This is a genomic window from Mycobacterium marinum (assembly GCF_003391395.1).
Classification (GTDB): domain Bacteria; phylum Actinomycetota; class Actinomycetes; order Mycobacteriales; family Mycobacteriaceae; genus Mycobacterium; species Mycobacterium marinum.
Map to the genome: position 1 here is coordinate 5288541 of NZ_CP024190.1, position 20174 is coordinate 5308714.

Sequence of the window (20174 nt, forward strand, 5' to 3'; positions counted from 1 at the left end):
TCAGCCACGTTTCCGTCGGCCGGTCGGCCTATTTCGGGTCCGCAACGAATCGGGGGAAGGCCAGATCGCCGGCGTAGCGGGCCGCGTCACCGAGAGCCTCTTCGATCCGAAGCAGCTGGTTGTACTTGGCCACACGCTCGCTGCGGGCGGGTGCGCCCGTCTTGATCTGGCCGCTGCCGACGGCCACCGCCAGGTCGGCAATGATGGTGTCCTCCGTCTCACCGCTGCGGTGGCTGATCATCGTGCGGTAGCCGCTGTGGTGTGCCAGCGCGACCGCGTCGAGCGTCTCGGTCAGCGTCCCGATCTGATTCACCTTGACCAGCAGCGCATTGGCCACGCCCCGGTCGATGCCCTCTTCGAGCCGCTCGGGATTGGTGACGAACACGTCGTCGCCGACGATCTGTACCCGGTCACCGATCTCGGCCGTCAGTGCGGCCCACCCGTCCCAATCGTTCTCGTAGAGCGGATCTTCGATGGAGACCAGCGGATAGGAGCCGAGCAGCCCGGAGTAGAACTCCGTCATCTGCGCGGCGGTGCGGGGCGTGCCCTCGAAGGTGTAGCTGCCGTCGGCGTGGAACTCGTTGGCGGCCGCGTCGAGCGCCAAAGCCACGTCCACACCGGGCTTGAAGCCCGCCGCCTCGATGGCCTGGCTGATCAGATCGAGTGCCGCGGTGGTGCTGGCCACATCGGGAGCAAAACCACCCTCGTCGCCCAAACCGGTGGACAGCCCGGCCTTCTTGAGCACCGCCTTGAGCGCGTGGTACACCTCGGCGCCCCAGCGCAATGCCTCACTGAAGCTGGGCGCACCGATCGGGGCCACCATGAACTCCTGAATGTCCACGCCCGTGTCCGCGTGTGCGCCGCCGTTGAGGATGTTCATCATCGGCACCGGAAGGATGTGGGCGTTGGGCCCGCCGATGTAGCGGAACAGCGGCAGTTCGGCCGATTCCGAGGCCGCCTTGGCCACCGCCAGCGAGACGCCGAGGATCGAGTTGCCCCCCAACCGGGACTTGTCGGGCGTGCCATCGAGATCAACCAGGGCCTGATCGACCAAGCGCTGGTCGTCGGCGTTGAGTCCGATGACCGCCGGGCCGATCTCATCGAGCACGGCTTCCACCGCCTTCTTGACGCCCTTGCCGCCGTAGCGATCGCCGCCGTCGCGCAGTTCGACGGCCTCATGCTCACCGGTCGACGCGCCCGACGGCACCGCGGCCCGGGCAAAGGTTCCGTCGATCAGAGCCACCTCGACCTCGACGGTCGGGTTGCCGCGGGAATCGAGGATCTCGCGGGCCCCGACCTGCTCGATTATCGGCACTGGGTTCTCCTTTGTGTCCTGGCGTTCGTTGAGGTCCCCGGCAGCCTTTAGCGTAAAGCCTGGGTCATCGTTCCATCTTTCTACAGCGGGTGGCCCGCCGCGTAAGCGGTCGCCCAGTCGCGCACCGCCCGAGCGTAGACGCCGGAGTTGTTGTAGGCGCGCAAAGCGGTGATCCATCCCCGCGCAGTCGCGAGATCTTTACCGCGCCAGCATAAATACCCGGCCGCCGAAAGCGCGGCGTCGTCGATGTTGTCCGGACTGACGATGCCGTCATTGTTGGCATCCACCCCGTAGAGCCGCCAGGTTTCGGAGATGAACTGCATCGGCCCCATCGCACGCTCCACGCCGTCGTCACCGTCGAGGTTGGCACGCTCGCTATCGACGATGCGCAGGGTGCCGCCGGTTCCGTCCAGGCGCACGCCGCGAATGGGAGGCCGCACGTCCCCGTTGGGCGCTATGGTCGCGCCCCGATAGGTGCCGTTGTGACTTTCCACCTGCCCGATGCCCGCCAGCGTGGTCCACGCGATATGGCACTTCGGGTTCTCGACCTCCGCAACCCGAGCGGCGTAGGCGTAGGCCTCCAGCGCAATCACCGGCATCTCCAGCGCCGGGGCGCGTTGCTCGGCCCATTCCCGCAGCTGATCGGCGGGCCGACCGCTGGCGTAGGTGTCCACCGGCGGCACCGGATCACCCGGTGGCGGCGGCACCCCTTCGGGGATGAACAAGCTGAGCTGCCAGGTGCAACTTGACGCCAAGAGCATCGCGGTCGCGCCAATAACGGCGGCCGCGCGCAACCAACGTCTTGGCGACACAATCCTCCCTTTGGCTACTGCTGGCGCTCTACGCGTCCGTTGGGCCACTTCGCCGTCCGCGCGCTCACGTTCCGACTTGGCGGCCGCTACGACCTAAATCATCGTCCCATGGGTTTGAGAGTTACCCCGTCGCAGTTCTCATCCAGCACACGGCCAGGAGTGCATCCTGGTACGGGAATTGGTTAGCCGACGACCAGGCCAGCAAGCGCAATTTTCAGCTTCTATCTGGAAAACAGCTATTTCAGCAAACCTCATAAAGGTCGCTTGATATGGAGCGGCTCTGAGTCCCCGCAAAGTTGGCGAGAACCGGCTCAAGCGCCTCCGAAGTCCCCGCTAGTGCGCGGACGACTCGTCCTAGCGCCTGCCCTTCCGCTTCTTGCTGCCGCCGCGGGATTCCCGGGATTCTTTGGGGGTCTCGCCTTCGGCAGGCGCCTCGACTTGTTCTTCGGGCTCTGCTGGTTCTTGCGGCGGTTCTTCGTCGACCACGGGCTCCGGCGCCACATCGGCCCCCGCGCTGCCAGACGGCCAGTGCACCAGCCACTCCTGCTCGGTGATCGTCCCGACCGGCGCCATGTCGAGTTCCTCTGCCACGGCGTCGCCGCGCCGGGCGGCCACAATCGCCCGCTCGGCGCGGCGGACGTTATCCGAGAAGTCCAAAACCGCGGCGCGCAAGCAGTTTTCCGCGTCGATATCCGCCGACACGGCAATCGAGGTGATTTCGGCGGGGATCAGCTGCACCGGCAGGCCGGCATTGCAGACCCGCGTAATCACCTTCTGCGCCAACGCCAACGCGGGCTGACCGGTGGGAACGTCGTCCAATACCGACTCGCGTGGATTGCGCGCCTTTTCCGCCGCCTTGCCTTCCTCCCACTGGGCCATCTGCTCTTGCAGCGAAATCGATTCGCCGGCAAGTACTCCCGGCGCCCGGTTGCCGAGCTTGCGCATCAGCGTGTCGGCGACGTCATCGATGGTGAACGGAAGCAATGCCGCATCTTCAGCGATGCGGGCATGGAAAAGCACCTGCAGCAGCAGGTCCCCAAGCTCCTCGCGCAACTGGTCGACGCTGCCACTGTGTACCGCGTCGAGCAGCTCGTAGGTCTCTTCGAGCAGGTAGCGCCGCAACGAGTCGTGGGTCTGCTCACTTTCCCACGGCCCGTCGGTGCGCAGTTTGTCCATCATCGCCACGGCATCGAGCAGGCGTTCCCCGCGCCGGCGATCCGGCGCCGCGATCAGCCTGGCCCCTGCCGCCAGCCTCGCCACCACCGCGGGGTGGTTCGGGTCGGACGACAACAGCACCGGCGCCTCCTCGCCCACGTGCACCGGATGCGCGTCGGGCAGTGACCAGGGCACCGCGATCGGCATCTCCTCGGTGTATTGCACGGTGCCCCCGAGCAGCTCGATGGCTTCGACAGGCACCAGCGACGGACGGCGGGGGTCGACCAGGACGACAATCATCGCGCTTGCCGCTCCTTACCCGACGCGGTGGCGCCCGCATCGTCTTCGGACAAACTGGTTCTACCAATATCTTGTTGCGGCTTGCCTGCCAATGCCGTCACCAGATTGGCCACCATCTGCACCAATTCCACATCCCGGATGCGCGGCGCACCGACGCCACCGTCACGCGGGATGGGTACCTGCACGGTGGACGTCGTAGCCCGGTAGTGGCCTCCCGGATACATCCGCTTGAGCCGCACCTGGGCGGAATCGGGCAGATCCATCGGTGCCAGCCGAACTGTCGCCGAAGACGGCGCCGACACGTCGGTGATGCCCGAGGCCCGGCACAGCAGCCGCAACCGCGCCACCGCGACCAGCCGCAGCGCCGGCTCCGGCAAAGCCCCGTAGCGGTCGATGAGTTCGTCCACCACGGCCGCGACGCCACTGTCGGAGGTGGCGGTGGCGAGCCGCCGGTAGGCCTCCAACCGCAGGCGATCGCTGCCGATGTAGTCCGGTGGCAGGTGGGCGTCGACCGGCAGGTCGATCCGCACATCCTTGGGCTCCTCGGGAGTGGTCACCATCTTGCCGTCGGCGGCGGCCCGATACGCCTCGACGGCCTCGCCCACCAACCGCACATAGAGGTCGAAGCCGACTCCGGCGACGTGCCCCGACTGCTCGACGCCGAGCACGTTGCCCGCGCCGCGGATCTCCAGGTCCTTGAGCGCGACCGCCATGCCCGCGCCAAGCTCGTTGTTTTGCGCGATGGTCGCCAACCGGTCGTAGGCGGTCTCGGTCAGCGGCGCCTGCGGCGGGTACAAGAAGTAGGCGTAACCGCGCTCACGGCTACGGCCCACTCGGCCGCGCAGCTGGTGCAGCTGAGACAACCCGAAGGTGTCGGCCCGTTCGACGATCAGCGTGTTGGCGTTGGAGATGTCCAAGCCGGTCTCCACGATCGTGGTGCAGACCAAGATGTCGAATTCACGCTGCCAGAATCCCTGGACGGTGCGTTCCAGCAGATCCTCGGGCATCTGCCCATGCGCGACGACCACCCGCGCCTCGGGCACGAGTTTGCGAATCCGCGCGGCGGTGTCGTCGATGGAACTGACCCGGTTGTGCACATAGAACGCCTGCCCGTCGCGCAGCAGCTCGCGGCGCAGCGCCGCGGCGATCTGTTTGTCGTCATGGGGTCCCACGTAGGTCAGCACCGGGTAGCGCTCCTCGGGGGGCGTCAGGATGGTCGACATCTCCCGAATACCGGCCAGGCTCATCTCCAGCGTGCGCGGAATGGGGGTGGCGCTCATCGTCAAGACGTCGACGTGGCTGCGCAACGACTTGATGTGCTCCTTGTGCTCGACACCGAACCGCTGTTCCTCGTCGACCACGACCAAGCCCAGGTCTTTCCAGCGCACGCCGGTCTGCAGCAGCCGGTGCGTGCCGATCACCACGTCGACCGATCCGTCGGCCATGCCCTCGATCACCGTGCGTGACTCGGCGGGGTCGGTGAAGCGGGACAGACCCTTGACCGTGACCGGGAACCCGGCCATCCGGTCGGTGAAGGTTTGCAGATGCTGGTCGGCCAACAGCGTGGTGGGCACCAGCACGGCAACCTGTTTGCCGTCCTGAACGGCCTTGAACGCCGCCCGCACCGCGATTTCGGTCTTGCCGTAGCCGACATCACCGCAGATCACCCGGTCCATCGGGATGGACTTTTCCATGTCGCCCTTGACCTCGGTGATCGCGGTGAGCTGGTCGACGGTTTCGGTGAAACCGAACGCGTCCTCCATCTCGGCCTGCCACGGTGTGTCAGGGGCGAACGCATGCCCGGGGCTGGCCTGCCGCTTGGCGTAGAGCGCCACCAGTTCGCCGGCGATTTCCCGCACCGCCTTGCGCGCCTTGGTCTTGGTGTTGGTCCAGTCACTGCCGCCGAGCCGGCTCAGTGCTGGTGCCTGCCCACCGACATATCGCGACAACTGGTCTAGCGAATCCATCGGGACATACAGCTTGTCGGAACCACCGCCCCGCTTGGCGGAGGCGTATTCGAGCACCAGGTACTCGCGTCGGGCACCCCCGACGGTGCGCTCGACCATCTCCACGAACCGGCCGATGCCGTGCTGATCGTGCACCACCAGATCGCCGGCCGTCAGGGCCAGTGGATCGACGGTGTTTCGCCGCTTGGCCGCCAGGCGCTTGCCCTCGACCGCCGTGGCCCGGTTGCCGGTCAGATTCGTCTCGGTGACCACGACCAGGTTGGCTCCGGGGACGATGACGCCGTCGCGCAGCGGCCCCTTGAGCACGCCCACCACGCCCAACTTGGGTGCGGCGCCGGGTTCCAGCATGGCGGCGGGAATGTCGGATTCGGCCAGCCGCTCCACCATGCGATGGGCGGTGCCGGTCCCGGGCTCCACCATCACCGCGTACCCGCCGGTCGAGACGTGCGCGCGCAGCATCGCAAAGATGTCGTCGATATCCTTCTGGTGCCCACGCGCCGAGGGTGCCGCGCGGACCTCCAGCTCCGTCGCCGATTCCTCGGACAGCTGGCTCAGCGTCCACCACGGGTGTCCGGAACTGCTCGCCGCGGTCTGCACCTGGTCCAGCTCGGCAAAGCCGGACCCGCCCAGGGCTTCGACGTCGACGGGCGCGTCGGTTCCCATCGCCGCGACCGACCATGAGGCCTCGAGGAATTCGCGGCCCGTCTTGATCAAATCGGCGGCCCGGGTGCGCACCTTCTCCGGGTCGCACACCAGCACCGGAGTGTCCTCGGCAAGCTGATCGGTCAACAGCGCATGGTCATCGGGGCGCAACACCGGCAGCAGCGCTTCCATCCCATCGGTCGGGATGCCCTCGGCCAGTTTTGCCAGCATGTCGATGACGCTGCCGGTCACGGTGTTCTCCGAAGCCGGGTGCTGGGCGGCCAGCGCCGCGGCTCGCCCCCGTACGTCTTCGGTCAGAAGCAGCTCCCGGCAGGCCACCGCGACCAGCGTGCTGACCTCGATCTCGGGAATGGAGCGCTGGTCGGCGACCGAGAACATGCGCATTTCGGTGATCTCGTCGCCCCAGAATTCGACCCGCACCGGGTGCTCGGCGGTCGGCGCGAAGAGGTCCAGAATGCCCCCGCGGACGGCGAACTCGCCCCGCCGGCCCACCATGTCGACCCGGGTGTAGGCCAGCTCGACCAGCCGAGCGATGACTTCATCGAAGCCGATTTCTTGTCCGACACTCAAACTAACCGGTTCCTGCCGGCCCAGTTGCGGCGTCATCGGCTGCAACAGCGAGCGCACCGCGGTCACCACCACGCGCAACGGCGGGCCCAGCCGGGTGTCGTCGGGATGAGCCAGCCGGCGCAGCAGCAGCAGCCGGGCGCCGACCGTGTCGACACCGGGTGAGAGCCGCTCGTGCGGAAGGGTCTCCCAGGACGGGAACAACGCCACGGCTTCGCCGAAGACTCCCCGCAGTTCCGCGGTTACGTCGTCGGCCTCACGCCCGGTGGCGGTGACCACGAGCAGCGGTCCCTGTTGGGCCAGTGCGCTGGCGACGAAGGAGCGCGCGCTGGCCGGGCCGACCAACGTCAATTCATCAGGGCGATCGGAGGCACGCGCGATGAGTTGCTGGAAAGTAGGCGCGGTAAGCGCCAAGTCGACGAGCCCCGCGATCGGGGTATCTGGGCTAGCAGCCCCCGGTGCGGTCATGATGCGGCCATTCTAGGGCGCGGTCGTTTCTCGATATCGAGCCCGGCGGCCCATCCGCGGATCGGACTACTCGTCTTGCAGCTGCGGATCGGCTTCCAAGTGGGTCAGCCCATTCCAGACCAGGTTGACCAGGTGCGCGGCGACGACTTCCTTTTTGGGTTCGCGGGCGTCGAGCCACCACTGCGCGGTCATCGACACCGAACCCACCAAGGCCTGGGCATACAGCGGAGCCAACTCGGAGTCCAGGCCCCTGCGGGCGAAGTCGCCGGCCAAGATCGAGCTGACCTGGCTGACGGCGTCGTTGAGCAGGCTGGAATAGGTTCCGGAGCTGATCGACGCCGGTGAGTCGCGGATCATGATGCGAAAGCCGTCGGTGCGTTCTTCGACATAGGTGAGCAACGCCAAGGCAACCCGCTCGACGCGCACTCGCGATCGGTTGTTGGTCAACGACGAGGTGATGCCGTCCAGCAGGGCCGACATTTCGCGGTCGACCACCACCGCGTACAGGCCCTCTTTGCCGCCAAAATGCTCGTAGACCACCGGCTTGGAGACGTTGGCACGCTGGGCGATCTCCTCGATCGAGGTCCCGTCGTAGCCGCGTTCGGCGAACAACGATCGCGCGATGCCGATCAGCTGATGCCGGCGTTCGCTGCCCGTCATCCGGGCGCGCGGCGCCTTTGCCTCTTTTTCCGGCATTTTCTCCGGCCCTGCCACGCCAACAGGGTATCTGTTTTCCGGCCCGCGGCGCCCAGCGTGCGGGCTGGGCGCCGACTGTGTCTCCAGTGCGCTTCGGTGGCGATATTCGCGCCCCACACGCACGCTGGGCGCCCGGATTGCACCGTGGATGGGGCGCCGACGATGTCGGCGGGATATGGCGGGCTCGGGAATCGGCCCACCCACCCGTTAGAGTTTCATGGTGGCGAGCGGGCGAAATGCTCGCCGTCGACCGGCAGTCCGTCGTGGTGTAATCGGCAGCACCTCTGATTTTGGTTCAGATAGTTCAGGTTCGAGTCCTGGCGACGGAGCTTGTTTGGGTGGCACCATCTAGCCCACCTCCACGTGAAATGACACCCTGGAGGGCGTGTCATCACGCCGACCCCTAGCTTGCGTGAGAAAAAGCCAATAAAGGAGAGTCGATGACGTTTCGTGGTGACACTGCGGTCGTGGTCTTGGCGGCTGGGGCTGGCACCCGGATGCGATCAGACACCCCCAAGGTGCTGCACACCCTGGCCGGGCGCAGCATGCTGTCCCACTCACTGCACGCGATGGCCAAGCTCGCACCGCAACACCTGGTGGTGGTGCTCGGCCACTGCCACGAACGTATCTCCCCGCTGGTCGACGAGCTGGCCGAATCCCTCGGTCGCACCATCAACGTGACGTTGCAGGATCGGCCGCTGGGCACCGGGGACGCGGTGCGCTGCGGCCTGTCGGCCCTTCCCGCCGACTACTCCGGCATCGTGGTCGTCACCGCGGGCGACACCCCGCTATTGGACGCCGAAACGCTGGCCGACCTGATCGAGACCCACAGCGCGACGTCGTCCGCCGTCACGGTGCTGACCACCACGTTGAGCGACCCGCACGGCTACGGCCGCATCCTGCGCACCCAGGACAACGCCGTGATGGCCATTGTCGAACAGACCGATGCGACGCCCTCACAGCGCGAAATCCGCGAGGTCAACGCCGGCGTCTACGCCTTCGAAATCACCGCACTGCAATCCGCGTTGAGCAGGCTGAGCTCGGACAACGCCCAGCAGGAGCTCTACTTGCCCGACGTCATCGCCATCCTGCGCCGCGACGGGCAAACCGTCAGCGCCCGCCACATCGACGACAGCGCGCTGGTGGCCGGCGTCAACGATCGGGTCCAGCTGGCCCAGCTGGGCGCCGAGCTGAACCGCCGGATAGTGGCCGCCCACCAGATGGCCGGCGTCACCGTGATCGACCCGGCAACCACCTGGATCGACGTGGACGTGGCGATCGGACGCGACACCGTTATCCAGCCGGGGACCCAGTTGCTGGGCCATACCCAGATCGGCGACCGCTGCGAAATCGGGCCCGACACGACGCTGACCGACGTCACCGTCGGGGACAACGCCTCGGTGGTACGCACCCACGGCAGCTCGTCATCGATCGGCGCAGCGGCCGCGGTCGGCCCCTTCACCTACTTGCGGCCCGGCACGGTGCTGGGCACCGGCGGCAAGCTGGGCGCCTTCGTGGAGACCAAGAACTCGACCATTGGCGCCGGCACCAAGGTGCCGCACCTGACCTACGTCGGCGACGCCGACATCGGCGACGACAGCAACATCGGTGCGGGCAGCGTGTTCGTCAACTACGACGGCATGACCAAGAACCGCGCCACCATCGGCTCGCACGTGCGCAGCGGCGCCGGCACCAGGTTCGTGGCACCGGTGAATGTCGGCGACGGGGCATACACCGGGGCCGGCACCGTGATCCGCGACGATGTTCCACCGGGCGCGCTCGCGGTGTCCGGCGGGCCGCAGCGCAATATCGAAGACTGGGTGCAGCAGAAGCGTCCAGGAACCCCGTCCGCCGAGGCCGCCCGCAAGGCCTCGGCCGAACAATCCACACCGCCGCCCGACGCCGATCAGACACCGTGAATTCGCTTCTCGGCTACCCGGCGACATGTGCAGGCCCTTCGCTACGTACGATGAGGCGTTCGATTTCCCATTCAGATCCCACTTTTGATCCCGAAACGGCGAGGGCAGCGCGTTGAGCCACGACTGGACCGATAACCGCAAGAACCTGATGCTCTTCAGCGGGCGCGCCCATCCGGAGCTGGCCGAACAGGTGGCCAAAGAACTCGACGTTCACGTGACCGCGCAGACCGCGCGTGAGTTTGCCAACGGCGAGATCTTCGTGCGCTTCCAGGAGTCGGTGCGTGGATGCGACGCCTTTGTTCTGCAGTCCTGCCCGGCACCGGTGAACACCTGGCTGATGGAACAGCTGATCATGATCGACGCGCTCAAGCGCGGCAGCGCCAAGCGGATCACCGCGGTCATGCCGTTCTACCCCTATGCCCGGCAGGACAAGAAGCACCGCGGCCGCGAACCGATCTCGGCGCGGCTGGTGGCCGATCTACTCAAGACCGCCGGCGCCGACCGAATCGTGACCGTCGACCTGCACACCGATCAGATCCAGGGCTTCTTCGACGGACCCGTCGACCACATGCGCGGGCAGAACCTGCTGACCGGCTACATCAGGGACAACTACTCCGACAACAACATGGTCGTGGTCTCCCCCGACTCGGGCCGAGTGCGCATCGCCGAAAAATGGGCCGACGCGCTGGGCGGCGTTCCGCTGGCCTTCATTCACAAGACCCGCGACCCGCGAGTGCCCAACCAGGTGGTCTCCAACCGGGTGGTGGGCGACGTCGCCGGCCGGACCTGCGTGCTGATCGACGACATGATTGACACCGGCGGCACGATTGCGGGTGCGGTGCAGTTGCTGCGCAACGACGGCGCCGGCGACGTGATCATCGCGGCGACCCACGGTGTGTTGTCTGACCCCGCCGCCGAGCGGCTGGCCGCATGCGGCGCCCGCGAGGTGATCGTCACCAACACCCTCCCGATCACCGAGGCCAAGCGTTTTCCGCAGCTCACGGTCTTGTCCATCGCTCCGCTGCTGGCCAGCACCATCCGCGCCGTATTCGAAAACGGCTCAGTCACAGGACTATTCGACGGAGACGCGTAGATGGCCGCCGGAACCGCGGGGACCACACCCGAGGCCGTCATCTACCACAATCCCAAGTGCAGCACGTCGCGCAAGACCCTGGAATTGCTGCGTGAGCAGGGCCTGGAGCCGACCGTCGTCCAGTATCTGAAGACACCACCGACGCGGGACGAGTTGGTGCGCATGATCGGCGATGCCGGCATCGAGGTGCGCACCGCCGTGCGCAAACGCGACCGGCTGTACGAGGAGCTGAACCTCGCTGACGCGACCGATGCGCAACTGCTCGACGCGATGGCCGAGCACCCCGTGCTCATCGAACGGCCGTTTGTGGTCACCCCGAAGGGCACCCGGCTGGCTCGTCCGGTCGAGGCCGTTCGCGAGATCCTGTGACAGCTCGCCGGATCGCAGCGGCCGTCGTTTCACTCGCGGTCACGATGCCGGCGGTTGCCTGCAGCACACCCGAGCCCCCTGACTACAAATCCATCTGGACCACGAGCGCAACAACTAGCACCACCGCCACCACCGCCCCGCCCGTGCCGCTGTCGCAGTACCTGGAAAGCATCGGGGTGAGCGGAAAGCAGATCGCGCCGAGTGACCTCAAAGGCCTTACCGTGTCGATCCCGACACCACCGGGCTGGTCCCCCTACGAGGGCCCGAAGATCAACCCGGAAACGGTGATCATCTCCAAGGGCGGCCACTACCCCACGGCCAGACTGGTCGTGTTCTTGCTGCGCGGGAACTTCGACCCCGCCGACGTCGCCAGGCGCGGCAACGACGACGCGCAACTGTTCGAGAACTTCAAACAGCTGGACGCCTCGTCGGCAGACTTTCACGGTTTTCCCTCGTCGATGATGCAGGGCAGCTACGACCTCGAGGGTGCCCGCATGCACAGCTGGAATCGGATCGTCATTCCCACCGGGCCGCCGCCGGACAACCAGCGGTATCTGGTCCAACTGACCATCACCAGCCTGGCCAGTCAGGCCGCCGGCAGCGCATCCGACATCGAGTCGATCATCAACGGATTCGTGGTTGCGGTGAAGTGATGGCCGACTGGACCGCCGCGGATCTACCGTCGTTCACCGGGCGCACGGTCATCGTGACCGGCGCAAACAGCGGGCTGGGCGCCGTCACCGCGCGCGAGCTGGCCCGCCATGGCGCCAGGGTCATCCTGGCCGTGCGCAACACGAGCAAGGGCGAGGCCGCCGCACAACAGATGACCGGCTCCAATGCCGGCCCGGTCGAGGTCCGCCGCCTCGATCTGCAAGATCTGTCATCGGTTCGCGAATTCGCGGCCGGCGTCGACAAGTCCGACCTGCTGATCAACAACGCCGGCATCATGGCCACGCCCTACGCGCTGACCGCGGACGGCTTCGAGAGCCAGATCGGCACCAACCACCTCGGCCATTTCGCGCTCACCAACCTGTTGCTGCCCAAACTCACCGACCGGGTGGTCACGGTGTCGTCCATGGCGCACTGGACGGGCCGGATCAACTTGGCCGACCTGAACTACCAGTCCCGGCGGTACTCCCCCTGGCTGGCCTACGGCCAGTCCAAACTCGCCAACCTGCTGTTCACCAGCGAGCTGCAAAAGCGCCTGGACGCGGCCGGCTCGCCGCTGCGCGCGCTGGCCGCCCATCCGGGGTTCTCCCACACCAACCTGCAGGGGGCCTCGGGCCGCAAGCTCGGCGATGCGGTCGTGTCGTTCGGCACCAGGCTGATCGCCACCGACGCCGATTTCGGGGCCCGCCAGACTTTGTACGCCGCCTCTCAGGATCTGCCGGGCAACACCTATGTCGGGCCCAGATTCGGCTACGTCGGTCCCACCCGATCGGTGGGCCGCAGCCGGCGCGCCAAGAACGCAGTCGCGGCCGCCGCGCTGTGGGAGCTGTCCGAGCAGCTCACGGGAGCCGAATTTCCGTTCTGAGCGCCACCGCGCCGGCCCAGCCACACCGGTCACGTGGGCCCCACCAGTCGCTGGGGTAGCCGGCGGGCACCCCCGCCCGCCGCGAATTTCCGCTCCGAGGTGCGGATGCGCTAACCTTGCCGGGCGTCACGGCGAGGGTGGCTGACGGGTGTGTGCCGATCAGAGCACCGTTATCGACGGAGACCGACGGTTGTCGCGATCCTCGCCCGTGCCATGAACCAGGCACCAAGCCCAGAGGAGCGACACAATGGCCAAAGCTGCAGTCAACCAACTAGTGGTTACCGTACGCACCGAGACCGGCAAGGGCGCCTCCCGGCGAGCCCGCCGTGAGGGCAAGGTTCCGGCCGTGATGTACGGCCACGGCGCCGAGCCGCAGCACTTGGAGCTACCCGCCCACGACTACGCGGCGGTCCTTCGAAACTCCGGCACCAATGCGGTGCTCACCCTGGACATCGCGGGCGAGGAGCAGCTGGCGCTGACCAAGGCGCTGGACATCCACCCGATCCGCCGCACCATCCAGCACGCCGACTTGGTGGTGGTGCGCCGCGGCGAGAAGGTCGTCGTCGAGGTCTCGGTTGCCGTCGAAGGCGACGCCGCGCCCGGCACCCTGGTTACCCAGGAGGCCAACACCATCGAAATCGAGGCCGAGGCCATGTCGATTCCCGAGCAGCTGACGGTGTCGATCGAAGGCGCGGAGCCTGGCACCCAGTTCACCGCGGGGCAGATCGAGCTGCCGGCGGGCGTCGGTCTGATTTCTGACCCCGAGATGCTGGTCGTCAACGTGGTGACCGCACCGACCGCCGAGGACCTCGAGCAAGCGGGTGGCGAAGAAGGCGCCGAGTCCGCGGCAGCCGAGGGAGAGGGCGGTCAAGCCGAAGCCGAGTCCGAGTAAGCGGTTCGCAGTATGGCCGAGCCGTTATTGGTCGTCGGCCTGGGCAACCCGGGGGAAAACTACGCCCGGACCCGGCACAACCTCGGGTTCATGGTTGCCGACCTCCTTGCTGCCAGGCTGGGCGCAAAGTTCAAGGTGCACAAGCGCTCCGGCGCCGAAGTGGTGACGGGTCGATTGGCGCAGCGCTCGGTGGTCCTGGCCAAACCGCGCTGCTACATGAACGAGTCGGGCCGCCAGGTGGCACCTCTGGCGAAGTTTTACTCGGTGCCACCGGCGGACCTCATCGTCATTCACGACGAGCTCGACCTCGATTTCGGCCGCATCAGGCTCAAATTCGGGGGCGGCGAAGGCGGGCACAACGGATTGCGCTCGGTGGCAGCGGCGCTGGGCACCAAGGACTTCCAGCGGGTGCGCATCGGCATCGGCCGCCCGCCCGGCCGCAAGGATCCGGCGACATTCGTGCTGGAGAATTTCAGCTCACCGGAGCGTCCGGAAGTACCCACGATCTGCGAACAGGCCGCTGACGCCACCGAGTTGCTCGTCGAAATTGGCCTGGAGCCGGCCCAAAACCGGGTCCACGCCTGGTGAGGCCGGTGTGGGTTTAGCGCTTGGCCGCCGCGGCTTCGGCGATGGCGTGGATGGCCTGCGATAGCTGCTGTCCCACGTCGGCGCGACCGGGGTCGATGGCGGTGAGCAGCGGAGCTGGATCGAAGTAGCTGATGTGCGCCGGACCGCGGGCGTCCGCCCAAACATGGACCCGCACCGGAACCACCGCACCGATCGCTTGAGTGGTACCGAAGAGCGTCTTGCCAATCTGTGGATCACCCACGAAGAAGCTGTGTGAACGCTGTAGCTGCATTCCGATCGCTTCCAGCCTGGAAGCTTGATTCACATCACCGAGAATCACCATCCCGTTCTGGTCGGCCGCCCAGTGCAACGCAGCAATGCTCGCCTCGAAAGCGGTCGATGTGTCGACCGTGACGAACTTGGTCTCCACCTTGGTTTCCTGAGGTGTGCCGCCGCCCGCGGCCGCGGCCGCGGCGATGGTGCGGATTGCTTGCGAGATCTTCTGACCGGCGTCGGCCAGGCCCGGATCGACGGCGGTGAACTCCGGCGCCGGGTCGATGTAGCTGATATGCGCCGGGCCATCGCCATCCACCCAGACGTGCACCCGTACCGGAACCACCGTGCCGATCGCTTGAGTCGCATCGAAAAACGTCTTACCGATCTGCGGGTTACCAACAAAGAAGCTATGCGCGCCCGGCAACCGCAGGCCGTTGGCCGCCAGCTCAGCATCCTGGTTGATGTCACCGACGATGAGCATCCCGTTGTCGGCGGCGGCGGCGCGCAGCGCATCGGCGGTGGCTTCGAACGGCTGGCTCGAGGTGTAGGTGATGTAGGTCGTCGAAACGGTTCGCTGCCCGTTTGCTGCACCGGTGGTCACCGAAGCGCTGGGCGATTCGGTAGCGATCTTGTTGCCGCCGCTACAGCCGGTCACGGAAAAGGCCACGACAGCGGCAACGACAGAAAGGCGTGCGGCGACTCGCGCCGCTAGGGATCGTGATCCGCGAAACATCAGGTACTGCTCCCTTCGACACCGCGATGGGGCCGGCTGTTCGGCTGGCAAAGCCGTGGCAGCGGTCACTTTGGCAAGAACATTCCACCATTGCTTCGCTGCCCAGAGAACACCGTGATCGGTCGGCCAGGCGTGCATGTCCTGGCCGCAGCCAACGCGCCAGCACAAGCGCGCGCGCCAGTAGGGGCCGGATGCCCTTGTGGTACCGACGATGTCGCCCGGCGCGGCAGTCCGACGGGTCTCCACAATGCGGCTCTGTACAAGAGAGGGAATCGCCATGTCGTTTGTGCTCGTAACGCCCGAAGCATTGTCCGCGGCGGCCGCGGACACGGCCCGAATTGGGTCGGCCATCAACGCGGCCACCACGGCAGCGGCGGCCCAGACCACATCCGTGGTGGCGGCCGCGGGCGATGAGGTATCGGCGGCGGTCGCGACGTTGTTCGGCACCTATGGTCAGACATATCAGGCGCTGGCGGCTCAGGCCTCGACGCTTCACCAGCAGTTCGAAAGCGCCCTGAAGGCGGCCGGCAGCTCATATGCGGGCGCGGAGGCCGCCGGCGCCGCACCCCTGCAACAGACGCAGGCCGCGTTCAGCGCCGTCGAGCGGGACGTGTTGTCCGTGGTCAACGCGCCCTCTCTCGCGCTCACCGGGCGCCCGCTCATCGGCAACGGGGCTGACGGCGGACCGGGCCAAGCCGGCGGTGCCGGCGGGTGGCTCTACGGCAACGGCGGCAACGGCGGCAACGGCGGGGCGGGCCAGGCCGGCGGTGGCGGCGGGAGCGCTGGGCTGTTGGGCAACGGCGGCAACGGCGGTAACGGCGGTCCCGGCATCCCCGGTGGGCCCGGGCCAGCCGGCGGCAACGGCGGCAACGGCGGGCTGCTGTTTGGCAATGGTGGAGCCGGCGGCAACGGCGGAGACGCCTACGTGTTCGGCAATGGCCAACCCGGTGGTAGTGGCGGCGCCGGCGGCGACGCCTACCTGTTGGGTACCGGCGGCGCCGGCGGACACGGGGGTCTCGGCTCTGTCGGCGCGGCCGGTACCAACCCCTCCCCGCCATACCTTCAGGCCGCGAGCGGCACCGATGGTCTCAGCGGCCCCGCAGCCCAGACCGGTGGAGCTGGTGCCGACGGCAACCCCGGCCAACAAGGGGGCACGGGCGGCACCGGCGGCGCCAGCAGCATCGCCGCAGCCGCCGGCGGCACCGGCGGTACTGGCGGCGTCGGCGCCCCGGGCGGCACCGGCGGCACCGGCGGCATCAGCACCTCCTCCTCCCAGGCCGGCGGCGGCGGCACCGGCGGCACCGGCGGCATCGGTGCCCCAGGCGGCGCTGGTGGCCACGGCGGCGATGGCGGCGCCGGTGGTCGGGGTGGGCTGCTGTTCGGGGTCGGCGGGGTCGGCGGGGCCGGCGGCGACGGCCTCGATGGCGGCCCCGGCGCGATGGGCCTTACCGGCGGCACCGGCGGCCATGGCGGCGATAACACCAGTTCCGTGACCAGGCCGGGGGTCGGCGGTGCCGGCGGCAACGGCGGCACCGGCGGCACCGGCGGGACCGGCGGCACCGGCGGCAACGGCGGCAACGGCGGCGCCGGGGGCGCCGGGGGCCTGTTTGGTCAGTCCGGGGCCGCGGGCGCCGGGGGCACCGCGGGGGCGGGAGGTGCCGGCGGCACCGGCGGCACCGGCGGGGTTGGTGGCACCGGCGGTACGGGTGCTGGTGGAGGGGGCAGGACCGGAGGGGTCGGTGGCGACGGCGTAACCGGTGCTACCGGTGCGTCCGGGCAACCCGGCGCATCCGGCTGATCTGACTACGCGCGCAACAGTAGAGGCCCCCGCCAGCGGCGGGGGCCTCTACTGTTTCTTGCCTTTATCCGTCTCTTCGCGGCGGCTACGTGACCAGAGTCAGTGAGTTGGACCGACGCAGCTTGCCCGACGGGGTCTTCGGGATGGTGCCCGGACCCAGCACCACAACATTGCGCGGACGCACATCGACCTCGGCGACCACCTCATGGGCCACCTGGTGCTCGATGCGGCGCACTTCGGCGGGATCCTCGAAGGCATTCGACTCGACGGCCACGGCGAAGGTCTCGCGCGAGTGCCCGGCGTCGAGGCGCACCGCTACCGCGCAACCCGGACGCACCCCTTCGACGCGGCCCGCGGCCCGTTCGATGTCGGTGGGATAGATGTTGCGACCCGCCATGATGATGACGTCCTTGACCCGCCCGCACACGACGACGTGGCCGTTTTCCATCTGGTAGCCCAGGTCGCCGGTGTCATACCAGCCGAGCTGGTCCTGAGCCGGGATGAATCCGCCCATGGTGAGGTAACCGGGCGTGACGGACTCGCCGCGCAACTCGATCACTCCGACACCCCGGGAGGGCAACACGTTGCCGTCCGCATCGACGATGCGGGCCTCGATGCCCTGCAATAGCGGGCCCAGCGAGGCCAGCCGGCGGGTGTTGCCCTTGGCGGCAGGAACCGCCCGGCGCAACGCAGCCATCAGGTCGGCGTCAACCTCGTCGACCACCAGACCGGCGCCGCACTCGGAGAAGGCCACCGCGAGGGTGATTTCGGCCATCCCGTAGGCCGGCAGGATCGCCTGCGGCCGCAGACCGAACGGTGCGCCGGCTTCACACAGGTCTTCCACGTCGGACGGCTCTACCGGCTCGGCACCGGAGAGCGCGAAGCGCAGACTGGACAGGTCGAACTGGCCCGGCTTGGCTTGTTTGCGCAGCCGCTTGGCGAACAGCGAGTAGGCGAAGTTGGGGGCGGCCGTCATCGTGCCCTTGTACTTGTCGATCAGCTTGGCCCACAGCAGGGTGTCCCGCATGAAGTCCATCGGGGTGACCTTGACCAGCTCACCGGCGAAGTACATCGGCACGGTCAGGAACCCGATCATGCCCATGTCATGGAACAGCGGCAGCCAGCTGACCATCACGTCGGTTTCCGCGTCGTACTCGGCGCTGATATACATCGCCTCGAGGTTTGCGAACAGGTTGCGGTGGGTGATCTGCACGGCTTTGGGCGAACCCGTGGATCCCGATGTCAGCTGCATCAGCGCCAGCTCGTCCTCGCCGACTTCGACGGGGTCGATGGGCTCGGATGCCAGCAGCTGCTCGAAGGTGAGCACCCTGATGCCGCGCTCCTCGAGCACCGGAGCCGCGGCCATGAACGGGTCGGAGATGACGACGGCCTTGGCCTCGATCATGTCGACGACGGTCGTGGTGTCCTCGGCCCACAGCGCCAGGTCGGTGCGCGGGGTGGGCTGGTGCAGCATGGTCAGGCTGGCGCCGCGGATCCACAGCCCCTGGGCGGTGGGAGCGATCTCCACCGGGGCTCCGGCCAGCACGCCGACCGCGTCGCCGGGGCCGACGCCCGCGGCGGCGAGCCCTCCGGCGATCTGACGGGCCCGCTCGTGCACCTCACCCCAGGTGTGCCGAACCGGGGTGTGCGGCTCACCGGTCACCATGCCCTTGGTGGTCTCGCGAGCGTTGCGGAACATCTTGTCGGTAAACCTGCTCAAAGCAACCTCCTCGGTTCGGGCCCCAGGGTCCGGGTTTTCATGTTCCGCCTGCTTGATGTCACATTGCGACAGGCGCGCGCACACAATTGGGGAGCGGTTAGGTCTCGAATCAGTGATGAATCCTCGACCCGATACCGGGTCGCGTGATGGGCAAGGGCAAGGCTCGGCGAGCCGAGCCGGCGGTGACTAGGCGTCCGCCCAGCGCTGCGCTGGGCGGACAAAAATCTCGCGCCATCTTGCTCATCACTACTCGTCACCGCGGATTATCTTAAGCAGTTCTTAAAGAACTGCCAAACCCTCACGCGTATTGAGGCAGATTTCACAATCCGCTTCTCAGACGGTGCTCTGCGAACTATCGTGCCCGGCTACTCCGGGGTTCCCGGCGTCGGCACCACCCGGGCTCCCGGCACCGGTCCGGTGGCGATTCGAACGGTACGACAGACGCCCGCTCCCGACAGCTGCGCGCTGACATCCAGCGCGGACTCGGCCGTGCGGCACAGGAAGGCACACGTCGGACCGGAGCCCGAGACGATGCCGGCGAGGGCGCCGGCCTCCACCCCGGCACGCAGCGCCCGGCGCAGCGCCGGGTCCAGGCTCACCGCCGCGGCCTGCATCTCGTTACCCAGCAGGGGCGCCAGCTGCTCGGGATCGCCGGCCGCCAGAGCCGCCAGCACCGGCCCGGGCTCGGCGAGCCGAGGTGGACTCCCCACGTCCCTGAGCCGGTCCAGCTCGGTGAACACCGCCGGGGTGGACAGGCCGCTGCGTGCGAACGCCAGCACCCAGTGGAAGGTATTCCGGGACAAGACCGTCGCCAGTTCCTCGCCGCGGCCCGTGCCCAGCGCGGTACCGCCGTGCAGCGCAAAGGGCACATCGCTGCCCAGCTGCGCGGCCAGCATGCGCAGGTCGCGCCGGGGCAGGTTGAGCTCCCACAGCGAATTCATCGCCACCAGTACCGCGGCCGCGTCGGCGCTGCCCCCGGCCATGCCGCCGGCCACCGGAATCGACTTGTCGATGAAGATCGACACGTCCGGTGCGCGGCCGACGTGTTCGGCCATCAGCTCGGCCGCCTGCCAGGCGAGGTTGCGTTTGTCGGTGGGCAGTTTGTCGGCGCCCTCGCCGACGACCTCCAGCGACAGCAGGTCGGCGTTGCGCACCGTCACCTCGTCGACCAGGGAGACCGCGTGAAACACCGTGGTCAGCTCGTGATAGCCGTCATCGCGGCGATCGCCGACCGCCAGGTACAGGTTGACCTTGCCGGGGACCCTTACGGTCGCCGACCCGGTAGGCACCCACAACTCAGCGGTGTTTCCGTCCGACGTCCTCGACACCG

The 20174-nt window shown here is 67.6% G+C and carries 16 protein-coding genes and 1 tRNA gene; 9 read left to right on the forward strand and 8 right to left on the reverse strand.

Features of this window, described 5'->3' with window-relative positions:
* Positions 1-28: 28 nt before the first annotated feature.
* The 5 genes from eno to CCUG20998_RS22175 form a co-directional block, all read right to left on the reverse strand.
* Complete coding sequence (gene eno / locus CCUG20998_RS22155) at positions 29-1315, reverse strand: phosphopyruvate hydratase (RefSeq protein WP_020729734.1); 1287 nt, start codon at positions 1313-1315, stop codon at positions 29-31.
* Positions 1316-1395: 80 nt separating this feature from the next.
* Positions 1396-2127: a lytic transglycosylase domain-containing protein gene (locus tag CCUG20998_RS22160; RefSeq protein WP_012396017.1), complete on the reverse strand. Its 732-nt coding sequence runs from the start codon at positions 2125-2127 to the stop codon at positions 1396-1398.
* Positions 2128-2481: 354 nt separating this feature from the next.
* Positions 2482-3582, reverse strand: a complete 1101-nt coding sequence (locus CCUG20998_RS22165) for a nucleoside triphosphate pyrophosphohydrolase (protein WP_020729732.1) — start codon at positions 3580-3582, stop codon at positions 2482-2484.
* Positions 3579-7247, reverse strand: a complete 3669-nt coding sequence (gene mfd, locus CCUG20998_RS22170) for a transcription-repair coupling factor (protein WP_020729731.1) — start codon at positions 7245-7247, stop codon at positions 3579-3581. Before mfd ends, CCUG20998_RS22165 begins: the two co-directional genes overlap by 4 nt.
* A 66-nt stretch (positions 7248-7313) precedes the next feature.
* Positions 7314-7907 carry a TetR/AcrR family transcriptional regulator gene (locus CCUG20998_RS22175; RefSeq protein WP_011742173.1) on the reverse strand — a complete coding sequence of 198 codons (594 nt, stop codon included), beginning with the start codon at positions 7905-7907 and terminating at the stop codon, positions 7314-7316.
* A 293-nt stretch (positions 7908-8200) separates the two neighbouring features.
* On the opposite strand from CCUG20998_RS22175, the gene CCUG20998_RS22180 reads away from it, so the two are divergent.
* The 8 genes from CCUG20998_RS22180 (at position 8201) to pth (ending at position 14338) form a co-directional block, all read left to right on the forward strand.
* A tRNA-Gln gene (locus CCUG20998_RS22180) sits at positions 8201-8272 on the forward strand.
* 111 nt (positions 8273-8383) lie between these two features.
* The gene (gene glmU, locus CCUG20998_RS22185; protein WP_020786173.1) at positions 8384-9862 is read left to right on the forward strand and encodes a bifunctional UDP-N-acetylglucosamine diphosphorylase/glucosamine-1-phosphate N-acetyltransferase GlmU; all 1479 of its coding nucleotides are present in this window, start codon (positions 8384-8386) and stop codon (positions 9860-9862) included.
* A 112-nt stretch (positions 9863-9974) separates the two neighbouring features.
* The gene (locus CCUG20998_RS22190) at positions 9975-10955 is read left to right on the forward strand and encodes a ribose-phosphate diphosphokinase (protein WP_012396022.1); all 981 of its coding nucleotides are present in this window, start codon (positions 9975-9977) and stop codon (positions 10953-10955) included.
* The gene (arsC, locus tag CCUG20998_RS22195; RefSeq protein WP_020729728.1) at positions 10956-11324 is read left to right on the forward strand and encodes an arsenate reductase (glutaredoxin); all 369 of its coding nucleotides are present in this window, start codon (positions 10956-10958) and stop codon (positions 11322-11324) included.
* Positions 11325-11368: 44 nt separating this feature from the next.
* Positions 11369-11977 (forward strand): LpqN/LpqT family lipoprotein, encoded by a 609-nt coding sequence (locus tag CCUG20998_RS22200; RefSeq protein WP_181005692.1) that lies wholly within the window; start codon positions 11369-11371, stop codon positions 11975-11977.
* Positions 11977-12858, forward strand: a complete 882-nt coding sequence (locus CCUG20998_RS22205; RefSeq protein WP_020729727.1) for an oxidoreductase — start codon at positions 11977-11979, stop codon at positions 12856-12858. The genes CCUG20998_RS22200 and CCUG20998_RS22205 overlap by 1 nt, the downstream gene beginning before the upstream one ends.
* 247 nt (positions 12859-13105) lie before the next feature.
* A complete protein-coding gene (locus CCUG20998_RS22210; protein WP_020729726.1) occupies positions 13106-13750 on the forward strand; it encodes a 50S ribosomal protein L25/general stress protein Ctc in 645 nt (214 codons plus the stop codon).
* A 12-nt stretch (positions 13751-13762) separates the two neighbouring features.
* Positions 13763-14338, forward strand: a complete 576-nt coding sequence (gene pth / locus CCUG20998_RS22215) for an aminoacyl-tRNA hydrolase (RefSeq protein WP_012396025.1) — start codon at positions 13763-13765, stop codon at positions 14336-14338.
* A gap of 13 nt (positions 14339-14351) precedes the next feature.
* On the opposite strand, the gene CCUG20998_RS22220 is transcribed toward pth, so the two are convergent.
* Positions 14352-15260, reverse strand: a complete 909-nt coding sequence (locus CCUG20998_RS22220) for a DUF302 domain-containing protein (protein ID WP_231389728.1) — start codon at positions 15258-15260, stop codon at positions 14352-14354.
* Between the two features lie 343 nt (positions 15261-15603).
* Between CCUG20998_RS22220 and CCUG20998_RS27585 the strand changes: the two genes are divergently transcribed.
* Positions 15604-17124, forward strand: a complete 1521-nt coding sequence (locus CCUG20998_RS27585) for a PE family protein (protein WP_153068541.1) — start codon at positions 15604-15606, stop codon at positions 17122-17124.
* Between the two features lie 85 nt (positions 17125-17209).
* On the opposite strand, the gene CCUG20998_RS22230 is transcribed toward CCUG20998_RS27585, so the two are convergent.
* Complete coding sequence (locus CCUG20998_RS22230; RefSeq protein WP_020729724.1) at positions 17210-18844, reverse strand: fatty acyl-AMP ligase; 1635 nt, start codon at positions 18842-18844, stop codon at positions 17210-17212.
* Positions 18845-19209: 365 nt separating this feature from the next.
* Positions 19210-20172, reverse strand: a complete 963-nt coding sequence (locus CCUG20998_RS22240) for a 4-(cytidine 5'-diphospho)-2-C-methyl-D-erythritol kinase (RefSeq protein ID WP_020729723.1) — start codon at positions 20170-20172, stop codon at positions 19210-19212.
* Between the last annotated feature and the right edge of the window lie 2 nt (positions 20173-20174).